Here is a 15161-nt window from a genome sequence, read left to right on the forward strand (position 1 = left end):
CTGCTGGCGTGTAGGGATAGAAGAATGTTATTGGGTACTCGAAGAAGCGCAGGTGCAGTCGCGGGAGGTATCTTTTGATGAGCCAAAGCGTTTACGTTTCACCGCATGGTTAGAGGACAAGAGGTGGCTGCCGACGCTATATCCTGCCGCCATAGCGGAGATGGAAAGGGTGTGTCGTTGTTATAGACGGGTGTTTGAGGGATTTCTGAATCGTCCGGGTGGGAGTATAGAAGGGGATGTTATTTTATTCAGCTATCTCTACAGTCTTTGCTTTGCACTAGGTAGCATTGGAATCCGCTTTCATCCTTAGGAGAGGAGGGGCGTTGAGCTGATGTCGGGATGCAACTTGAACGTGGAGAGAAGCATTCCTGTTAGAGGCTCCTGGCGGATTCGTGGGATACAACCTGGGTTGGGCGAAAGGTTTAGGTCCGACAGATATAGGGGATTCGGAGTTGGAAGCCGTTGGTTATAGTAGGTGGAATCATCAAACGTTTCGGCGCGGAGACTGTCGTCTTCAGGCGACAGAGGAAGCGCGCAACAAACCTCATTTCGTTCGATTGATAGTTAGCGAATAATTGAGTATACTAAAGTTGTAAAAACCGAATGCACGAAATGTGCGAAAGCACGTAGATCAAGGCTTTATCGGTCTCAAGGCACCCTCTGAAGGATGGGTTCGCGACGGGTCTTCGGACTCGTCGGGCCGTAGTAAACCGGCCGTACTGCTCGGATACGGTGTTGTTTCGAGAGCACAGCGGGTGCGCCAGAGTAGGGGCAGGTTTCCAACCTGCCCCTATCTACTGTCTTTAGGCGGCAGTAGTTCACTTTAGAATGCACTTTAGGGGAGTATATCGGCCTCAAGAACAATGTCGGGGGAGAAATGGCGAATGGTGAACGGGCCGAGGTGCCATGCTTGCTCGAGAGTAGCAACGCCTTCCCCTTCAACGGCCGTCGGTGCGTTTTTCCCACCCACCAGTTTTGGGGCGATGAAGAAGATCACTCGGTGCGCCAAACCGGCCTTAAGGAAGGCCTCGTGTAGCGTGGGACCGCCTTCTACCAATACGCTGATAATTTGGCGTTCGGCTAGGTGATGAACGAGGGCGTGAAGGTCTACTCGCCCTGTAGAGTCGGCGGGCAGAGGAACGACCTCGACGCCGGTTACCTCAAGTTCTCTCGGGGGGGTTGGCGCTGTGGTCGCAATAAGCAGCGGTTGGGTGTGTGGGTTTTGTTGGGCCAGTAGAACGGCAGCACAGCAGGGAGGGGTGCGAAGATGCGTGTCTACGATAACCCGCAGCGGTTGACGCGGTAAGCGCCGACCCGGCAGGCGCGCATCGAGGCGCGGATCGTCGGCGAGCACGGTGCCGATGCCGGCCAGCACAGCCCCGCTTTGGGCGCGAAGCCGATGCACATAGTTCCGGGCTTTGGGGCCGGTAATCCAGCGTGTATCGCCGGTGGAGGTTGCCACTTTGCCGTCCAGGGTCATGGCCGCCTTAAGCGTAATGAGCGGCAGGCCGGTTTCATGGAAGTGGAAGAATGCGCGATTAAGGGCGCGGGCTGCCGGCTCCATTACGCCCACCTCCACGGAGATGCCCGCTTCGCGTAGCTCCGCAACACCTCGCCCTCTCACACGCGGGTCTGGGTCGAGGGTGGCCACCACCACGTGTCGCACACCGGCAGCGATGAGCGCTTTGGTGCAGGGAGGGGTGCGACCATAGTGGCAGCAGGGTTCAAGGGTGACATAGGCGGTTGCACCGCGTGCGCGTTCGCCGGCCTGTTGCAGCGCGTTCACCTCGGCATGGGGCAGGCCGGCGGCGATATGGTAGCCCTCCCCAACCATCACGCCGTCACGCACTAGCACACAGCCTACCATGGGGTTGGGGGCGGTAAAGCCTTTTGTCGCAAGCCGAAGAGCACGGCGCATCCAGCGTTCCGATTCGGTCATTCCTCTTCCTCGTGGCCGACGCCCTTCCCCTCAAGGTCAGTACTGGGGTTCCCAGAAAATCGCGAGATTTTCTGAGGTAGGGTGCCCTCTCGCTCAAGAGAGGATGTTGAGCGACCGGAAGTGGCGATCTGTCGTACCATATCGCGTCGGGCAAGCAGGGCGCGTACTCGTGTTTCGACGATGTCAAGCCAGGCCACAAATAGCAGACTGAGCACCAGCAGGAAGCAGAAGGCCCAGTAGTAGATGCCGAACATCAGTTGCGTTAGGGCAACTTTACGGGCATGCTCTCGTAGGATGGGAGGGTAGCGAAGATCGTGTACGATATGAGAATTCGCATGTACCGCGTGCGAAAGCTTGGGCTGGAGATAGAACCACCCAAATGCGATCATGCCGAGAATGGCGAGCATGAGCAGTGCCCCAACCGTTCGCAGGCGACGCGATCGGGGAGAGAGTGGGAGATCGAGGATGGGAAGGTTTGGGTCTTCTTGGGTCATCGTAGGCTCTCTACGGCGCGGCGAAGCGCGCGCACGCCAGCACTTACCCCTTCCGGGTGGTGATAGATGGCCGTTCCCGCCACAAGCACGTTTGCACCGCGCGCCACCGTTTGCGGTGCGGTATGCGCATCAATGCCTCCATCCACCTCGATAACGATTGGGTGGGAGACACGCGCTACAAGCCGGTGAACTTGCTCGATTTTTGGCAGCATGGTCGCTAAAAACTCCTGCCCACCGAAACCGGGGTTTACCGTCATAACGAGAACGAGGTCAAGGTCCTCCAAAACATACTCCAGCACATCGGGTGGGGTGGCGGGGTTGAGGGCGACGCCTGCCTTCGCGCCCAGGCTGCGAATATGAGAAAGGGTACGTTGCAGGTGGGTGCAGGCCTCCGCGTGCACGGTGATGCCATCGGCACCGGCACGGCGGAAGTCTTCGATGTAGCGTTCCGGTTCTACGATCATCAGATGCACGTCGAAGAAGGCGGAAGAGATGGGGCGCAGGGCCTGCAAGGCCGCCGGCCCCATGGTGATGTTGGGCACAAAGCGGCCATCCATGACATCGAAATGCAGGTACTCCGCGCCGGCCTCCTCGGCCTCTTTAGCGGCTTGGGCAAGTCTTCCAAAGTTGGCCGATAAGAGAGAGGGCGCAATCCGTATGGTGCTCATGGTGTGTTGCCTTTTGGATCGGATTGGGCTTGAGAGGCGTAGTAGACATGCTGTAATACGAGTTGGTCGTTGTAGTAGATGCGCAGGGTGAAGTGATCGCCCTGATAGGTGAAGTCAATAGGCACTTTATCTCCGGCGTAGTGCTGTTCGTCAATAACATCTATCGGGATGCCGGTAGCATCGGTGTAGGATATTCTTACTTCCCAAGGGCCTGGCCCGCTGGTGGCCGTGGGTTCTAGAACGATGGTAGATTTAAATTCATGGGTTTGCAGTTGATCGTTAGAGTTATTGGTGTCGGGTGGGGGCGTGGTTGGATTGTTGTCTGTTGTGTTATCGGATGGAGGGGCTGGCTGGGCGTAATCGGGTTGAGGGCCGTCGCTCACGGTGAGGTCTACGGCAGTGTCGTGTAGCACGCGCTTCTTGTCGGAAACATCTTGGCTCACCACAACGCCCTGAGGCACCGTGTTGCTATAGACCGGTATTACCTGCCCGACTTTTAGTCCCACGCTCTGGAGCTTCTGTTCCGCTTGGTCGCGCGTAAGTCCCACCACGTTCGGGACGTTTACATAGGTAGGGCCTTTGCTGTACCAGACGTTGATGTAGTGGCCGGGGCGTATCTCCTCGCCCGGAGAGAGGTCGGTTTTATAGATGATGTTGCGTGGTTTATCCATGTAATCGCCGTGCAGCAGGAGATGGATATGAAGCTGAGAGGCCAGCTTTTGGGCGTCATCAATGTTCATTCCCACCAAATTGGGGGCGTGAATAGGCGGCGGGGCGACCCAGTAGGTATGGTAGACAGCATAGAAGGCCACCAGCAGCAGCACGATCACGGCCGATACGGCGCCTATAGCGGCAAGGAGGCAGCTGGAAAGGCGTTCTTCACGGGCACGAAGGCGATTGGTAGAGGAGGGCATGGCTATGGGTCTCACGGAATGAGGAGTTTCACCGCCTGTCGCCGCAGCTGACGGCGTAGGAGATTCGGCGCTTGGTTCTGGCGTGGGACGGCGTGGTGGCGTCGCAGAGAGGTTTTCGATGTCGGCAAGCGACCAGGAGAGCGGTTTGCCGAAGCGTAGGGCATCGCGCACCTCTTTGAGGTCATTGAGCAGGTCAGCGGCGGAAGCATAGCGTTGCTCCGGCCGTTTTTGCAAGCATTTGAGGGTGATGCCCTCAAGCGCGCGGGGTACGCTGGAGTTCACCGTGCGCGGGGAGGGAATGGCGGCGAAGGCATGGAGATCGGCAATGGCCTGTGCCGTTTCCGCTGTGTAGAGGGGGGCACCGGTAAGCATCTCGTAGAGAATAGCGCCTAGGGCGTAGATGTCGCCTGACGGGGTGCCGAGGCGCGTTACGGAAAGCTCGGGCGCGTGGTAAGGAGCGCGTGCCATGAGTAGCGCCTGCTGGGCCGAGGGAGAGAGGGCGATGCCTTCGGCGACGCCAAAATCTACGATCTTAACGGCCCCTTCGGGGGTTACAATGATGTTTTGGGGGCGCAGGTCACCATGAGGGAGATCGAGACTGTGTGCCACACGCAGGGCATCCGCGAGGGTACAGGCGATGTCTACGGCTACGGGAACGGTGAAGGGGGCGATGCGATGGATGCGCTCTTTCAGGTTGGTTCCGCGCGCATATTCGGTGACGAAAAAGGGACTTGCGGCTTGCAGCTTAATGTCGTAGAGGGCTGTAATGTTAGGGTGAGAAAGCGGTTGCGCTTTTTGGAGGCCGATCTGCAGACCTTGAAGAAAACGGGCATCGGTAGCACGCTCCGGCACTACCTGCTTCAGGGCGACGACACGGTTCGTTTTCGTATCGCGCGCTTTATAAACGGCGAAGAGAGGCCCTTCCCCTATAAGCTCCAGCAGTTCGTAGCCCTGAATGATAGATAGTTCAGCCACGCGTTTCCTCTTCTTTCGTGGGGTGTGACGTGTGCTCCAGGTCACGTACCCACTGCCAGACGGCCAAAGTGCAGCAGATAACAAACAGAACCAGATAGAGCTTCAAGAGCGGTCCCGCGTCGAGTGCAGACAGCGTTTGTGGCGTGAGAAGCCCGTTGGCTTGCAGCAGGGGCGCGATGAGCCAGCGACCACCGAAAAGAAGCAGCCAAGCCAATACAAGCAGTTGGCGTCCTATAGGTGGTAGAAGTGCTGGTGTCTCTTCCTGCATGCTCTCAGAAGGCGTGTTCGGTTCTGTATTGCTCATACTCTATTTACGAAGCTCTCGCAGGCTATGGTTCGAGGGATTTCGTCAGGACGCAATACTGCCTGCTCGATGGCGCTCCAGAGCCCTAAGAACGACGGAATCTGGAACGTCGGGAACGATCTCGACTTTTCCTATGGCCCGGGCTAGGATGAAGCGGGTTTTCCCAGAGATCACTTTTTTATCTCGGTGCATAATCTCCAGAACTTCAGGGAGAGGCACCTCAGGGGGAAACTGCGTTGGCAAGCCGGCCTGTTGAAGCGCTGCGATAATTCGGTGGGTTGTTTCATCAGGGGTGATCCCCAGTTCCTCGCCCACCAGAGCGGCTGCCACCATGCCGATGGCCACCGCCTCGCCGTGCAGGTAACGTTGGTAGGCCGTGGCCGCTTCGAGCGCGTGCCCAAGAGTATGACCGAAGTTGAGAATGGCACGCAACCCCTGTTCCGTTTCATCCTGCGCGACTACTTCGGCTTTGATCTCGCAGGAGCGGGTAACTGCCGCGGTAAGCGCCTCTACCTCGTAGTTCAAGAGTTGGGGGAGAGCCTGATAGGTCTCCTCGAAAAACGCTTGATCATAAATGATACCGTATTTAAGAACTTCGGCCAAACCGGCGCGCAGCTCTCGAAGAGGCAAGGTTTTGAGGGTCGAAATGTCAATGAGCACAAGTGAAGGCTGATAGAAGGCCCCTACCAGATTTTTGCCTTGTGGCAGGTTGACTCCGGTCTTCCCGCCGATAGAGGCGTCCACTTGGGCGAGCAGGGTCGTGGGGATTTGAATGAGGCGCAGGCCACGCAAATAGGTTGCCGCTGCAAAACCTGCGGTATCGCCGATGACGCCGCCTCCTAGGGCAATGATAAGGCAACGCCGGTCGAGTTGCGCCTCAACGAACTGCTGATAGAGCCTTTCGACGGTGGCCAACTGTTTAAAGGCCTCACCCTCCTCTACTTCGCAGAAGATGGGTTCACAACCTCGTAGGCGCAGTGTGGCGGCCAACGCCTCCCCATAGAGCGCGCGAAGGTTTGGGTGGGTCACGATGGCCACGCGTGCTCCTTTGGCGATGGCGGCGATCTGATCGGCTGCATCGCCCGATGCGATCAATTGGGCGCCAATAGTAATATGGTAGCTTCGTTCTCCGAGATGGACGGGAACGTTTCTTCGTGTGCCGATAGTGCTGTCTCCTTCTCTAACCCCCTTGGGTCACTTTATACAGCAGGACGACTTTCTCTGCCGACTCTTCTGGGCTGCTATGGGAGGTATCTACCACACAATGGGCGGCTTTTCGGTAGGCGGCTTCACGCTCTTCCAGAAGCGCACGGATACGCTCCTTCGGGTCGGCACCTTGTGCCAAAAGTGGGCGTCTATGCACCGGCCCCACGCGCTCGAGTATGACGTCGGGATGCGCCGTCAATAACACGAGCAGACCGGAGGCACGAAGCAGTTCGACGTTGTCCGAGTCTAACGGAACGCCTCCACCGGTTGCGATGACGAGACCTCGATGCGCGGCCAGCTCCTGAATAATAATACGTTCTATTCGGCGAAACCAAGGCTCGCCTTTCTCCGCGAAGATTTGGGGGATGGAAAGATTGGTGCGCTGCTCGATGAGGGCGTCGCTATCGCGAAACTCCATATCGAGCCGGCGCGCACAAAGGCGACCGATGGTGCTTTTTCCTGTGCCCATAAAGCCGATGAGTACCAGGTTGGGCCGACGATCGGTGCGTGTTTCAGGAAGCATGGTGTGGTTGCCAGCCGCGAGCGCGGATCGCATCCAGATAGCCGTTAAGGTTATATTGAAACTCTTCGACGCTGTCGCCACCGAACTTTTCAAGAAGCGCATCGGCCAGGGTGAGGGCGACCATAGCCTCGCCGATAGTGGCCGCTGCAGGAACGGCACAAACGTCAGAGCGCTCAAAGTGCGCTTTCACAGGCTGATGTGTCTGCATATCTACCGAGGCCAGGGGGGTGGGCAACGTGGAAAGCGGTTTCATCGCAGCTCGAATTACAACAGGCTCCCCGTTAGTCATGCCGCCCTCAATGCCGCCTGCATTGTTGGTGCCGCGGAGAAAACCGGCAGACCGCTCGAAGAACAGTTCATCATGGACTTTGGAGCCTGGAACCTCGGCCACTCCGAACCCCATGCCGATCTCCACCCCTTTAATGGCTTGGATGGACATAACAGCTGCCGTCAGTCGGCTATCGAGTTTCCGATCCCAATGTACAAAGCTGCCTAGTCCCGGAGGGCAGTTAAGGGCGACGACCTCAAAGATGCCTCCGAGCGTATCTCGCGATCCCTCCTGCATGCACTTATCAATCGCCGCGATCATTTTGGCTTCTGCGTCGGGGTCGGCACAACGTACGGGCGACTCTTCGGCGCGCGCCGCTATCGCATGATAGTCTATCGGTGGGGTAAAACGGGCATGGATGCCCCCGATGGCCACAACGTGGCTCAGCACCTCGATGCCGGCGACTTCCAGCAGGGCACGACATAGGGCGCCCAGGGCCACGAGGGCAGCGGTGTTGCGAGCGCTGGAGCGTTCGAGAACGGTTCTTAGATCATTCGAGTGGTATTTCAGCATGCCGGCGAAGTCGGCATGGCCGGGACGTGGACGGGTAACCGGTGGTTCTGGATTTTCAACGGGCGTGATAGACATGCGTTCGCGCCAGTTCTCCCAGTCCCGATTGCGCACGAGAAGGGTTATTGGGCCGCCCATCGTGCGTCCATAGCGCACGCCGGAGAGGATTTCGACCGTGTCGCTCTCGATCTGTTGTCGCGCTCCACGACCGTAGCCACCCTGACGACGTTTTAGTTGTTTGTTGATCGCATTGAGGTCAATAGGTAGGTTAGCGGGCAGCCCCTCGATAATAGCCGAGAGCGAAGGGCCGTGCGATTCACCACCTGTCAAAAAGCGGAGCACAAGAACTCTATCCTTTCAAATCAAATGGTTTCTTCTGTGCAGAATCTACCCTATTCCTCAAAAAAGAGCAAGAGAAGAGAACATAACGTCTCCTCCAAAGCGCCGGCGCCCCTTCGATAGAACTACCTCCATTGGCGGCCCCATAGCGATGACACCCTCTGCAGCCTTGTCCCGTGCAGTATGCTCCCTACCCAAAAGATAGCTCTAGGGAGCGATGTATAGGCGTAGATATTGATGAGTAGGGGTAGTATTAGATTTCGGTGTGCGCTCCTTAAGCCGAATGCCAAGGCGATAGAAGCGTGTTGCTGGAGGAATAGGAGAAAGAGGCGGTGTGATGCCGACAGGAAGAGCCTCTAAAGGGTACACTATGTTAAACATCCGCTTAACACCTCGTAGCGACCGCAATGCCATTGACCGCTACGAGGAGGGCAAGTTGTATGTTCGCGTAAGGGCCGCACCGGTAAAAGGGGAAGCCAATCGAGCTTTACTGGCTCTGTTAGCCGAAGCTCTGGAGGTTCCCAAGTCGCGTATGGAGCTTGTCTCCGGCACGACCGCGCGGGAAAAGGTGGTGCGTGTAGAGGGGATGGAGGACGCGGAGCTTAGCGAAAGGCTGCAGCAGCGCCTAAAAAGCGGATCAGATTAGGAGAGAAGATGCCTCAGGTTAAGGTGATCGTGACACTAAAGCCGACACTGTTAGATGCGCAGGGAAGGGTGGTGAAAGAGGCCCTTCACGCTTTGGGTTATACCGATGTGGAGCAGGTGCGCATCGGCAAGTATTTAGAGTTGCAGGTTGGAGCGCAAGAGGTGAACGATAGGCAGGCACTGGAAAATCGCATTCGCGAAATGTGCGATCGGCTTTTGGCCAATCCGGTGACAGAGGACTATTGTTTCGAGATAGAGGAGGTTAAAGTATGACGACGGCCACTTCGACTGCGCGGCGTCATCGGGTGAGGGGGGCAAAACCTCGATTTGCGGTTGTGCAGTTTCCCGGTTCGAACTGCGATCAGGATGCCTATTTTGCGGTGCGCGATGTTTTTGATTGTCCGGTGGAGTACGTCTGGCACACCGAGCGCACATTGAAAGGGTTTGACGTGGTGATCCTGCCGGGGGGGTTCTCGTATGGCGACTATTTGCGTGCCGGAGCCATTGCGCGCTTTGCTCCCATTATGGATGCGGTGAGGCGACATGCAGAGCAGGGGAAGCCGGTTTTGGGAATTTGCAACGGCTTTCAAATTCTCTGTGAGGCCCATCTCCTGCCGGGGGCGTTAGTAAAAAACATCGGTTGCCGTTTTGTTTGTAAATATGTAACGTTGCGTGTTGAGAACGCCAGCACGCCTTTCACAAACGCCTATCGTGTGGGGCAACAGGTGCGAATTCCTGTGGCGCACGGTGAGGGGCGCTATGTATGTAGCCCAGAGACGTTAGAGGAGTTAAACCGTCAAGAGCGCATTCTCTTTCGGTATGCCAGTCCGTCGGAAAACCCGAACGGCTCCTTAGATAACATCGCCGGCATCGCAAATGAAACATTCAACGTGCTCGGTATGATGCCGCATCCCGAACGGGCTGTGGAGAGATTATTGGGTTCAACGGACGGGCGCGGGGTGTTCGAGTCGCTGATCGCCACCGCCGTCGCCAGAGCGTAACGAAAGGCTGAAGCGGCTTGAAGAGCTAGGCCCGGTGGAGAGGAGGAGCCAATTTGCCGAAGATTCTTAGGAAAGCGGCATAGATTTGAGGGTTGACAAGAAAGGGAGTTTGGGTTAAAATAGCCCCATCGAGGCCACAAGCTAAGAGTGGAGAGGCACAAGAGCAGCTAGCGTTGCCTCTCTATGGATGCAGGGCGTGATCCACTCGCACTGCACAGCGATCTCCAAGAAGAAAGTTCTCCGAGACGCCGAATTCCGCGCGTATTCGCGTGCCTAACCGCCGGAAGAAGGGGTTTGTGCCTTTTCTCTCGTTCGAAACGCGCCCCAGTGAAAGCGATTTCGCTGAGGCGACAATCCTCAAGAAAAGGAGTTCACGAGATTGAGCAGACGTCTGAGAAGGAGGATGCCGGCAGCGGTTTCGGCTACCGCGCTCTTTGGTAGTCTTGCTGCCCATCCCGCTTTGGCTCTCCACCGTGAGCCGCTTCGGCATAATGAAACACTCACGGCTTTCGCGCATCGCCACCACTGTACGCTCCACGACCTCCTCGCCCTCAATCATATAAAGGATATGCGCCATGTGCCCGATGGGGCGATGCTATTGGTGCCACCTCCAGAAAAGAGGGTTCATCTTGCAAGCCAACTCCACGCCCCACGCCTCATCCACGGAGACCAGATATGTGTGCGGCTTGGGCCGGGACGCAGCTACCTCCGCACGGCGCTGTTAGATAACGATGCGCCGGTTGTTGTGACGGCTAAGCGGAGTGGGTGGGCGCAGATCGCCTTTCATGACGGCGCTTGGGGATGGGTTGAAGCCCGTTATCTTCGGGTTCCAACCAATGTCCAAATGGCGCACCTGCACCGCCATGAGGCGCATATCTTGCAATTAGCCCGTCGTCATCGTGAGGGGATCGCAAACGAGGCGAAAAGGCACCGCGCGCGTCTGGCCGAGCATCTGGGAGAGGTGCACTCGAAGCATCTATCCCATTTAGCAGAAAGACACATGCACCATCACACACAGCAGATCGCCTATCATAAGGTGTCGCATCGGCGACATCATGAACGGCATTCTGCCATCGGTTCCGATCATACACTGCTCGCTCATGCCTCTCTCCGTTCCGGCCTCGTTCGGTCGGCCCTTGCGTATCGTGGCACTCCCTACGTGTACGGTGGGTCTGGCAGGGGCGGTTTCGACTGTTCGGGTTTTGTGCGGTATCTCTATCTAAAACGGGGAATCGATCTGCCGCACAATGCAGCGGAGCAGTTCCATATGGGCAAACCGGTAAGCCGTAAAGACCTCAAGCCCGGCGACCTTGTGTTCTTCCACACCGTGACGCCGGGGATATCTCATGTTGGGATGTACATCGGCAATGGGCGGTTCATTCATGCCTCTAGCCGTCGTGGCGGTGGCGGGGTACGTATAGACAGTCTCGATGAGAGCTACTATGCCCATGCCTATCGTGGGGCCCGACGTATTATTCGTCATCATGGGGAATAGGGCGGCCAGGAGATTCACAAGGATGGGCGTTCCACCTTCAGGAACGCCCCCTTCGCTTTTTTTCGTAACATTTTTCGGAAATCGGCATCTTACAAAAGAGAATAGAGCCGATTTTAGTCCTTAACTAGGGAAAGTTGGTGTCGAATACAGCACAAATACAAAGAGCTGCTTGGTCGTTTGCACGGGTTCTCATAGAGCTGCTACTCCTTAGTGTGGTTCCTCTGGCGAACGCATGGGCGCGACCTCAGTTTCCACCGATCGTCATCGAGACCTATCATCTAGCGCCGGGCAGCACAGACTATAACGCCGCAAAAAACTGCACACTGTGTCATGTACCCTCAGGCCCGCCTGAGCGCAACCCTTATGGGAAAGATGTGAAGCGTGCCTTGGAGCGCGCGGGCGCGACTATGCTCACCCCGGCCATTCTACACTCCATTGACAATCTCGATTCGGACGGGGATGGCTACACCAATGCGCAGGAGTTCGCAGCGGATACCCTGCCGGGTGATCCTAACAGTCATCCGGATGGCGCTAAAAAAGCCGGCACTTCAGCAGATAGTTCTTCACGCCGTTCGCGTGGTAATATATCCCATGTTCAGGCTGATGCAGTACCAGGTGGAGCTGCAGCCGGGGCAACGTCATCGGGGAGCTTGCTGCAAAAAATACTTCTCCCGCCCCACGCGCACCATCCGGAACTGGTTCATTTCCCAATAGCCCTTTTCATTTTTAGTCTTGTGCTTGATCTGTTAGGGCTTAAAAAACAGAATGAGGCGCTTTATCGCGCGGCATTCTATAACCTTCTTGGGGCCGCGATCATGGCGCCGATCACGATGATCACGGGTTTGCTGGCATGGCAATTTGTCCTTAACGGAGAGCCTTTGAAGGGGACGGTATTATATCATCTCGTGTTTGCCTCAGTCACCACTGTTCTCCTTTGGAGTCTGGTGGGCTTACGGGTCAAGCAAAGATCCACGGCTTCCTCTCCATCTGCCTTTTACTGGGTGATGGGGGTGGTCGTGTTGGTTTGTATGCTGATAACGGGATATTTAGGGGGAATTCTTTCCGGTGTCAACGGATAGGCATTTTAAAAGGAGATTAATCGAGGAAAGAGCAAAAAGGGCAAGATGAATCGAAGAGACTTTTTAAAAAGTTCGACGTTAACCACATTGGCGATGGCCGGGCTTTCTTCCGAGCCTGTTACGCTTCTCGCACAGGAAGCCAATGCCGCTGCCGGCGATGCGCCTTCGGGGCCGCCGATAGGATGTGGCGTTATCGGCTTGGGTGAGCGTGGGCGGGAAGTGGTCAATACCCTCAACCATCTAGCGACATTGCCGCCCGTCGCCATCTGCGATATTTATGAGCCATTTTTGAAACGGACTCAGGAGGCGGCTCCAAAAGCCGCTGCCTACAGCGACTACCGACAGTTACTAGAAGATAAGAACGTACAAGCGGTTGTCGTAGCGACTCCCACACATCAACATAAGCAGATCGTGCTTGATGCGCTGCAGGCGGGAAAGCACGTCTACTGCGAGGCGCCCATCGCAAACACATTAGACGATGCCAAAGCGATAGCCCAGGCCGGGCAGGGCGCTGCCCCAAAGCTGATCTTCCAAGCAGGCCTTCAGCAAAGGGTTCACCCGCAAAGTCTGCATGTCTATAAGTTCATTCGATCCAACGCCTTGGGCACGATAGCGGCTTGTCGCTCGCAGTGGCATCAGAAAACGAGCTGGCGACGGGCTGCCCCCGACCCACAACGCCAACAGGAGATCAATTGGCGTTTAGATAAGTCCATCTCACCGGGGCTTATGGGAGAGATCGGCATTCACGGCATCAACTTAACAAGCTGGTACGTGGGCGGGTTGCCCATTGCGGCCACCGGACGAGGCGGGGTGCTCTTTTGGAAGGATGGGCGCGAGGTTCCGGACACGGTGCAGGCCATTATCGAGTATCCGGGTGGGGTCAATCTCGTGTACGACATCACCCTTGTCAACTCGTTCGATGATAGCTACAATCTGTTTATGGGGTCTCAATCGGCCATCTTGGTTCGCGGCGACAAAGCGTGGATGGTTAACGAGGCGGATGCCCCCCTAGAGGGTTGGATCGTCTATGCCCGCAAGGAGCCGGTAGGCGATGACGTGGGTGTGGTGCTCGTCGCCGATGCCACCAAGCTGTTGGCCTTGGGGCAGATGCCCTCCCAGGCCAAACAGGAAGACCCCACCAAAACCATGCTCTACCATGCCTTAGAAGCCTTTGTAAATAGCATCCATGCTGGCAAGCCCTCTGAGGCCGGCCCGCTGGAGGGCTATCAGGCGACGGTGGCGGCGCTTAAGACCAATGAAGCCATCGTCAATGGATCGCGGCTTGAGTTCAAGCAGGAATGGTTCCAACTAAGCTAGAAGTTATAAGCACGGAAAAACTTCATACCGAGTAAGCTAGAGGAGAGAATTAGTCTATGAAGAGTTCAGACAAGACGGACGGTGCCACTTCACGTCGTGACTTTCTTAAAACCGCCGTGGGGGCCGCCGTCGGAGGGGCTGTAGGGGTTCAGGCGGTGAGCACTGCGGCGGAGCCGGTAAAAACCTATATGCCCTCTACCGCTGCCGGAATGGCGCGGGTGATTGGTGCCAACGATCGCATCCACATCGGCCATATCGGGCCGCACTGGGAAGGGCAAGGCGGGGTGCATGCCCGATTCCTCATGCAGCACGCGCAGGAGTGGAACGTAGAGTACGTGGCCATTGCCGACATCTACACCGTTCACCTGCAGGAGGCACAACAACATATCGGCCTCAAGGATAGTCAGTGCCATATTGACTACCGAGAGATGTTGGAAAAGCACCCGGAGATTGATGTGGTCTGGATAACGACCCCAGAGCACTGGCACGCGCAGCAGACGATAGACTGTCTGGAGGCGGGTAAGGATGTCTATGTGGAGAAACCGCTCTGCAAGGGGGTTGAGCCGGCTCTTAAGATTAAAGAGACGGTGGAGCGCACCAAACGCGTGCTACAGATGGGAACGCAAGGGGCAACCGATCCGACCTACCATCGCATTGCGGAACTGATAAACTCCGGGAAGTATGGCGAGGTTGTTTGGGCACGTGGCTCCTATTGCCGCAACACGCCAAGCGGTGAGTGGGATTACTACCCGTTGGAGCCGCAGGCTACCGAGGAGAATACCCACTGGCATATCTTCGAGCAGCCTTGCAGGCGCAAACACCCCTTCAGCAAAGACCGATTCTTCCGCTGGCGCAAATACTGGAGCTACTCGGCCGGTATTCAGAGCGACCTCTTCCCGCATGTCCTCGCACCCTTCCTCATCGCCATCGGCAAGATCGAGTGGCCAAGGCGCGTGGTGGCTGCTGGCGACTTGCTGTTGCAGAAAGACCGTGAAGTGCCGGATACCGTGCATATGATCATCGAATATCCTTCGCAGTTCACGGTGGTTCTTTCCGGCTCTACAAACAACGACCACGGCTATACCCCGACGATCTGCACCAACAAGGCCACCATCGAGTTCGCGATGTTTGGAGGCGGCAACATCCAGATCATTCCTCAGTCGCCCTATGCCGACCAGGTAGACCCGCTCAACGAGCATGTGCCGGGCGCCAGCGAGGCGATAGATAACCACGAAAAGAACTTCCTCGATTGCGTGCGCGATCGTACAAAGGTACCCAACGCCAATGTGGATCTGGCGGCGAAGGTGCAGGTGGCCATCGGGATGGGCGAAATAGCTTATCGCGAGAACCGCGAGGTGCTTTTCGACACAGAACGGCTGCGCCTTATCTAACCAGAACGGTACTATTCTGAATCACCGATGCTG

At 56.6% G+C, this 15161-nt stretch carries 17 protein-coding genes; 8 read left to right on the top strand and 9 right to left on the bottom strand.

The annotated features are described in order from the left end of the window. Window positions 1-310, top strand: a 310-nt coding sequence (locus VKV18_RS12850; protein WP_324204597.1) for a hypothetical protein, incomplete at its 5' end; no start/stop codon positions are given. Window positions 311-835: 525 nt separating this feature from the next. Here the strand turns inward: VKV18_RS12850 and ribD are convergent. The 9 genes from ribD to VKV18_RS12895 form a co-directional block, all read right to left on the bottom strand. Next, on the bottom strand, window positions 836-1939 hold the full coding sequence (gene ribD, locus VKV18_RS12855; protein ID WP_324204598.1) for a bifunctional diaminohydroxyphosphoribosylaminopyrimidine deaminase/5-amino-6-(5-phosphoribosylamino)uracil reductase RibD: 1104 nt from the start codon (window positions 1937-1939) through the stop codon (window positions 836-838). Continuing rightward, the gene (locus VKV18_RS12860) at window positions 1936-2433 is read right to left on the bottom strand and encodes a hypothetical protein (RefSeq protein WP_324204599.1); all 498 of its coding nucleotides are present in this window, start codon (window positions 2431-2433) and stop codon (window positions 1936-1938) included. The genes ribD and VKV18_RS12860 overlap by 4 nt, the downstream gene beginning before the upstream one ends. Then, window positions 2430-3101, bottom strand: a complete 672-nt coding sequence (rpe, locus tag VKV18_RS12865; protein ID WP_324204600.1) for a ribulose-phosphate 3-epimerase — start codon at window positions 3099-3101, stop codon at window positions 2430-2432. Before rpe ends, VKV18_RS12860 begins: the two co-directional genes overlap by 4 nt. Beyond that, entirely contained in the window at window positions 3098-4990 is a 1893-nt protein-coding gene (locus tag VKV18_RS12870) for a protein kinase domain-containing protein (protein ID WP_324204601.1), read from the bottom strand. Before VKV18_RS12870 ends, rpe begins: the two co-directional genes overlap by 4 nt. After that, entirely contained in the window at window positions 4983-5294 is a 312-nt protein-coding gene (locus tag VKV18_RS12875; protein WP_324204602.1) for a hypothetical protein, read from the bottom strand. The genes VKV18_RS12870 and VKV18_RS12875 overlap by 8 nt, the downstream gene beginning before the upstream one ends. Before the next feature lie 45 nt (window positions 5295-5339). Continuing rightward, on the bottom strand, window positions 5340-6458 hold the full coding sequence (gene aroB / locus VKV18_RS12880; RefSeq protein WP_324204627.1) for a 3-dehydroquinate synthase: 1119 nt from the start codon (window positions 6456-6458) through the stop codon (window positions 5340-5342). 16 nt (window positions 6459-6474) lie between these two features. Further along, complete coding sequence (locus tag VKV18_RS12885) at window positions 6475-7023, bottom strand: shikimate kinase (protein WP_324204603.1); 549 nt, start codon at window positions 7021-7023, stop codon at window positions 6475-6477. Further along, on the bottom strand, window positions 7013-8203 hold the full coding sequence (gene aroC, locus VKV18_RS12890; RefSeq protein ID WP_324204604.1) for a chorismate synthase: 1191 nt from the start codon (window positions 8201-8203) through the stop codon (window positions 7013-7015). The genes VKV18_RS12885 and aroC overlap by 11 nt, the downstream gene beginning before the upstream one ends. Before the next feature lie 204 nt (window positions 8204-8407). Further along, window positions 8408-8581 carry a hypothetical protein gene (locus VKV18_RS12895; protein WP_324204605.1) on the bottom strand — a complete coding sequence of 58 codons (174 nt, stop codon included), beginning with the start codon at window positions 8579-8581 and terminating at the stop codon, window positions 8408-8410. On the opposite strand from VKV18_RS12895, the gene VKV18_RS12900 reads away from it, so the two are divergent. The 7 genes from VKV18_RS12900 (at window position 8571) to VKV18_RS12930 (ending at window position 15128) form a co-directional block, all read left to right on the top strand. Continuing rightward, entirely contained in the window at window positions 8571-8846 is a 276-nt protein-coding gene (locus tag VKV18_RS12900) for a DUF167 family protein (protein WP_324204606.1), read from the top strand. The two genes, VKV18_RS12895 and VKV18_RS12900, sit on opposite strands and share 11 nt — an antisense overlap. Before the next feature lie 8 nt (window positions 8847-8854). After that, window positions 8855-9118 carry a phosphoribosylformylglycinamidine synthase subunit PurS gene (gene purS, locus VKV18_RS12905; protein WP_324204607.1) on the top strand — a complete coding sequence of 88 codons (264 nt, stop codon included), beginning with the start codon at window positions 8855-8857 and terminating at the stop codon, window positions 9116-9118. Then, entirely contained in the window at window positions 9115-9846 is a 732-nt protein-coding gene (gene purQ, locus VKV18_RS12910; protein ID WP_324204608.1) for a phosphoribosylformylglycinamidine synthase subunit PurQ, read from the top strand. The genes purS and purQ overlap by 4 nt, the downstream gene beginning before the upstream one ends. Before the next feature lie 403 nt (window positions 9847-10249). After that, window positions 10250-11341 (top strand): SH3 domain-containing C40 family peptidase, encoded by a 1092-nt coding sequence (locus tag VKV18_RS12915; protein ID WP_324204609.1) that lies wholly within the window; start codon window positions 10250-10252, stop codon window positions 11339-11341. 137 nt (window positions 11342-11478) lie between these two features. Next, on the top strand, window positions 11479-12420 hold the full coding sequence (locus VKV18_RS12920) for a DUF2231 domain-containing protein (protein ID WP_324204610.1): 942 nt from the start codon (window positions 11479-11481) through the stop codon (window positions 12418-12420). Window positions 12421-12465: 45 nt separating this feature from the next. Beyond that, window positions 12466-13737, top strand: a complete 1272-nt coding sequence (locus tag VKV18_RS12925; protein WP_324204611.1) for a Gfo/Idh/MocA family oxidoreductase — start codon at window positions 12466-12468, stop codon at window positions 13735-13737. A gap of 56 nt (window positions 13738-13793) precedes the next feature. Next, window positions 13794-15128, top strand: coding sequence for a Gfo/Idh/MocA family oxidoreductase (locus tag VKV18_RS12930; RefSeq protein WP_324204612.1), 1335 nt, complete (start codon window positions 13794-13796; stop codon window positions 15126-15128). Window positions 15129-15161 lie beyond the last annotated feature (33 nt).

The sequence above is a fragment of the Chthonomonas sp. genome, assembly GCF_035294505.1.
Classification (GTDB): domain Bacteria; phylum Armatimonadota; class Chthonomonadetes; order Chthonomonadales; family Chthonomonadaceae; genus Chthonomonas.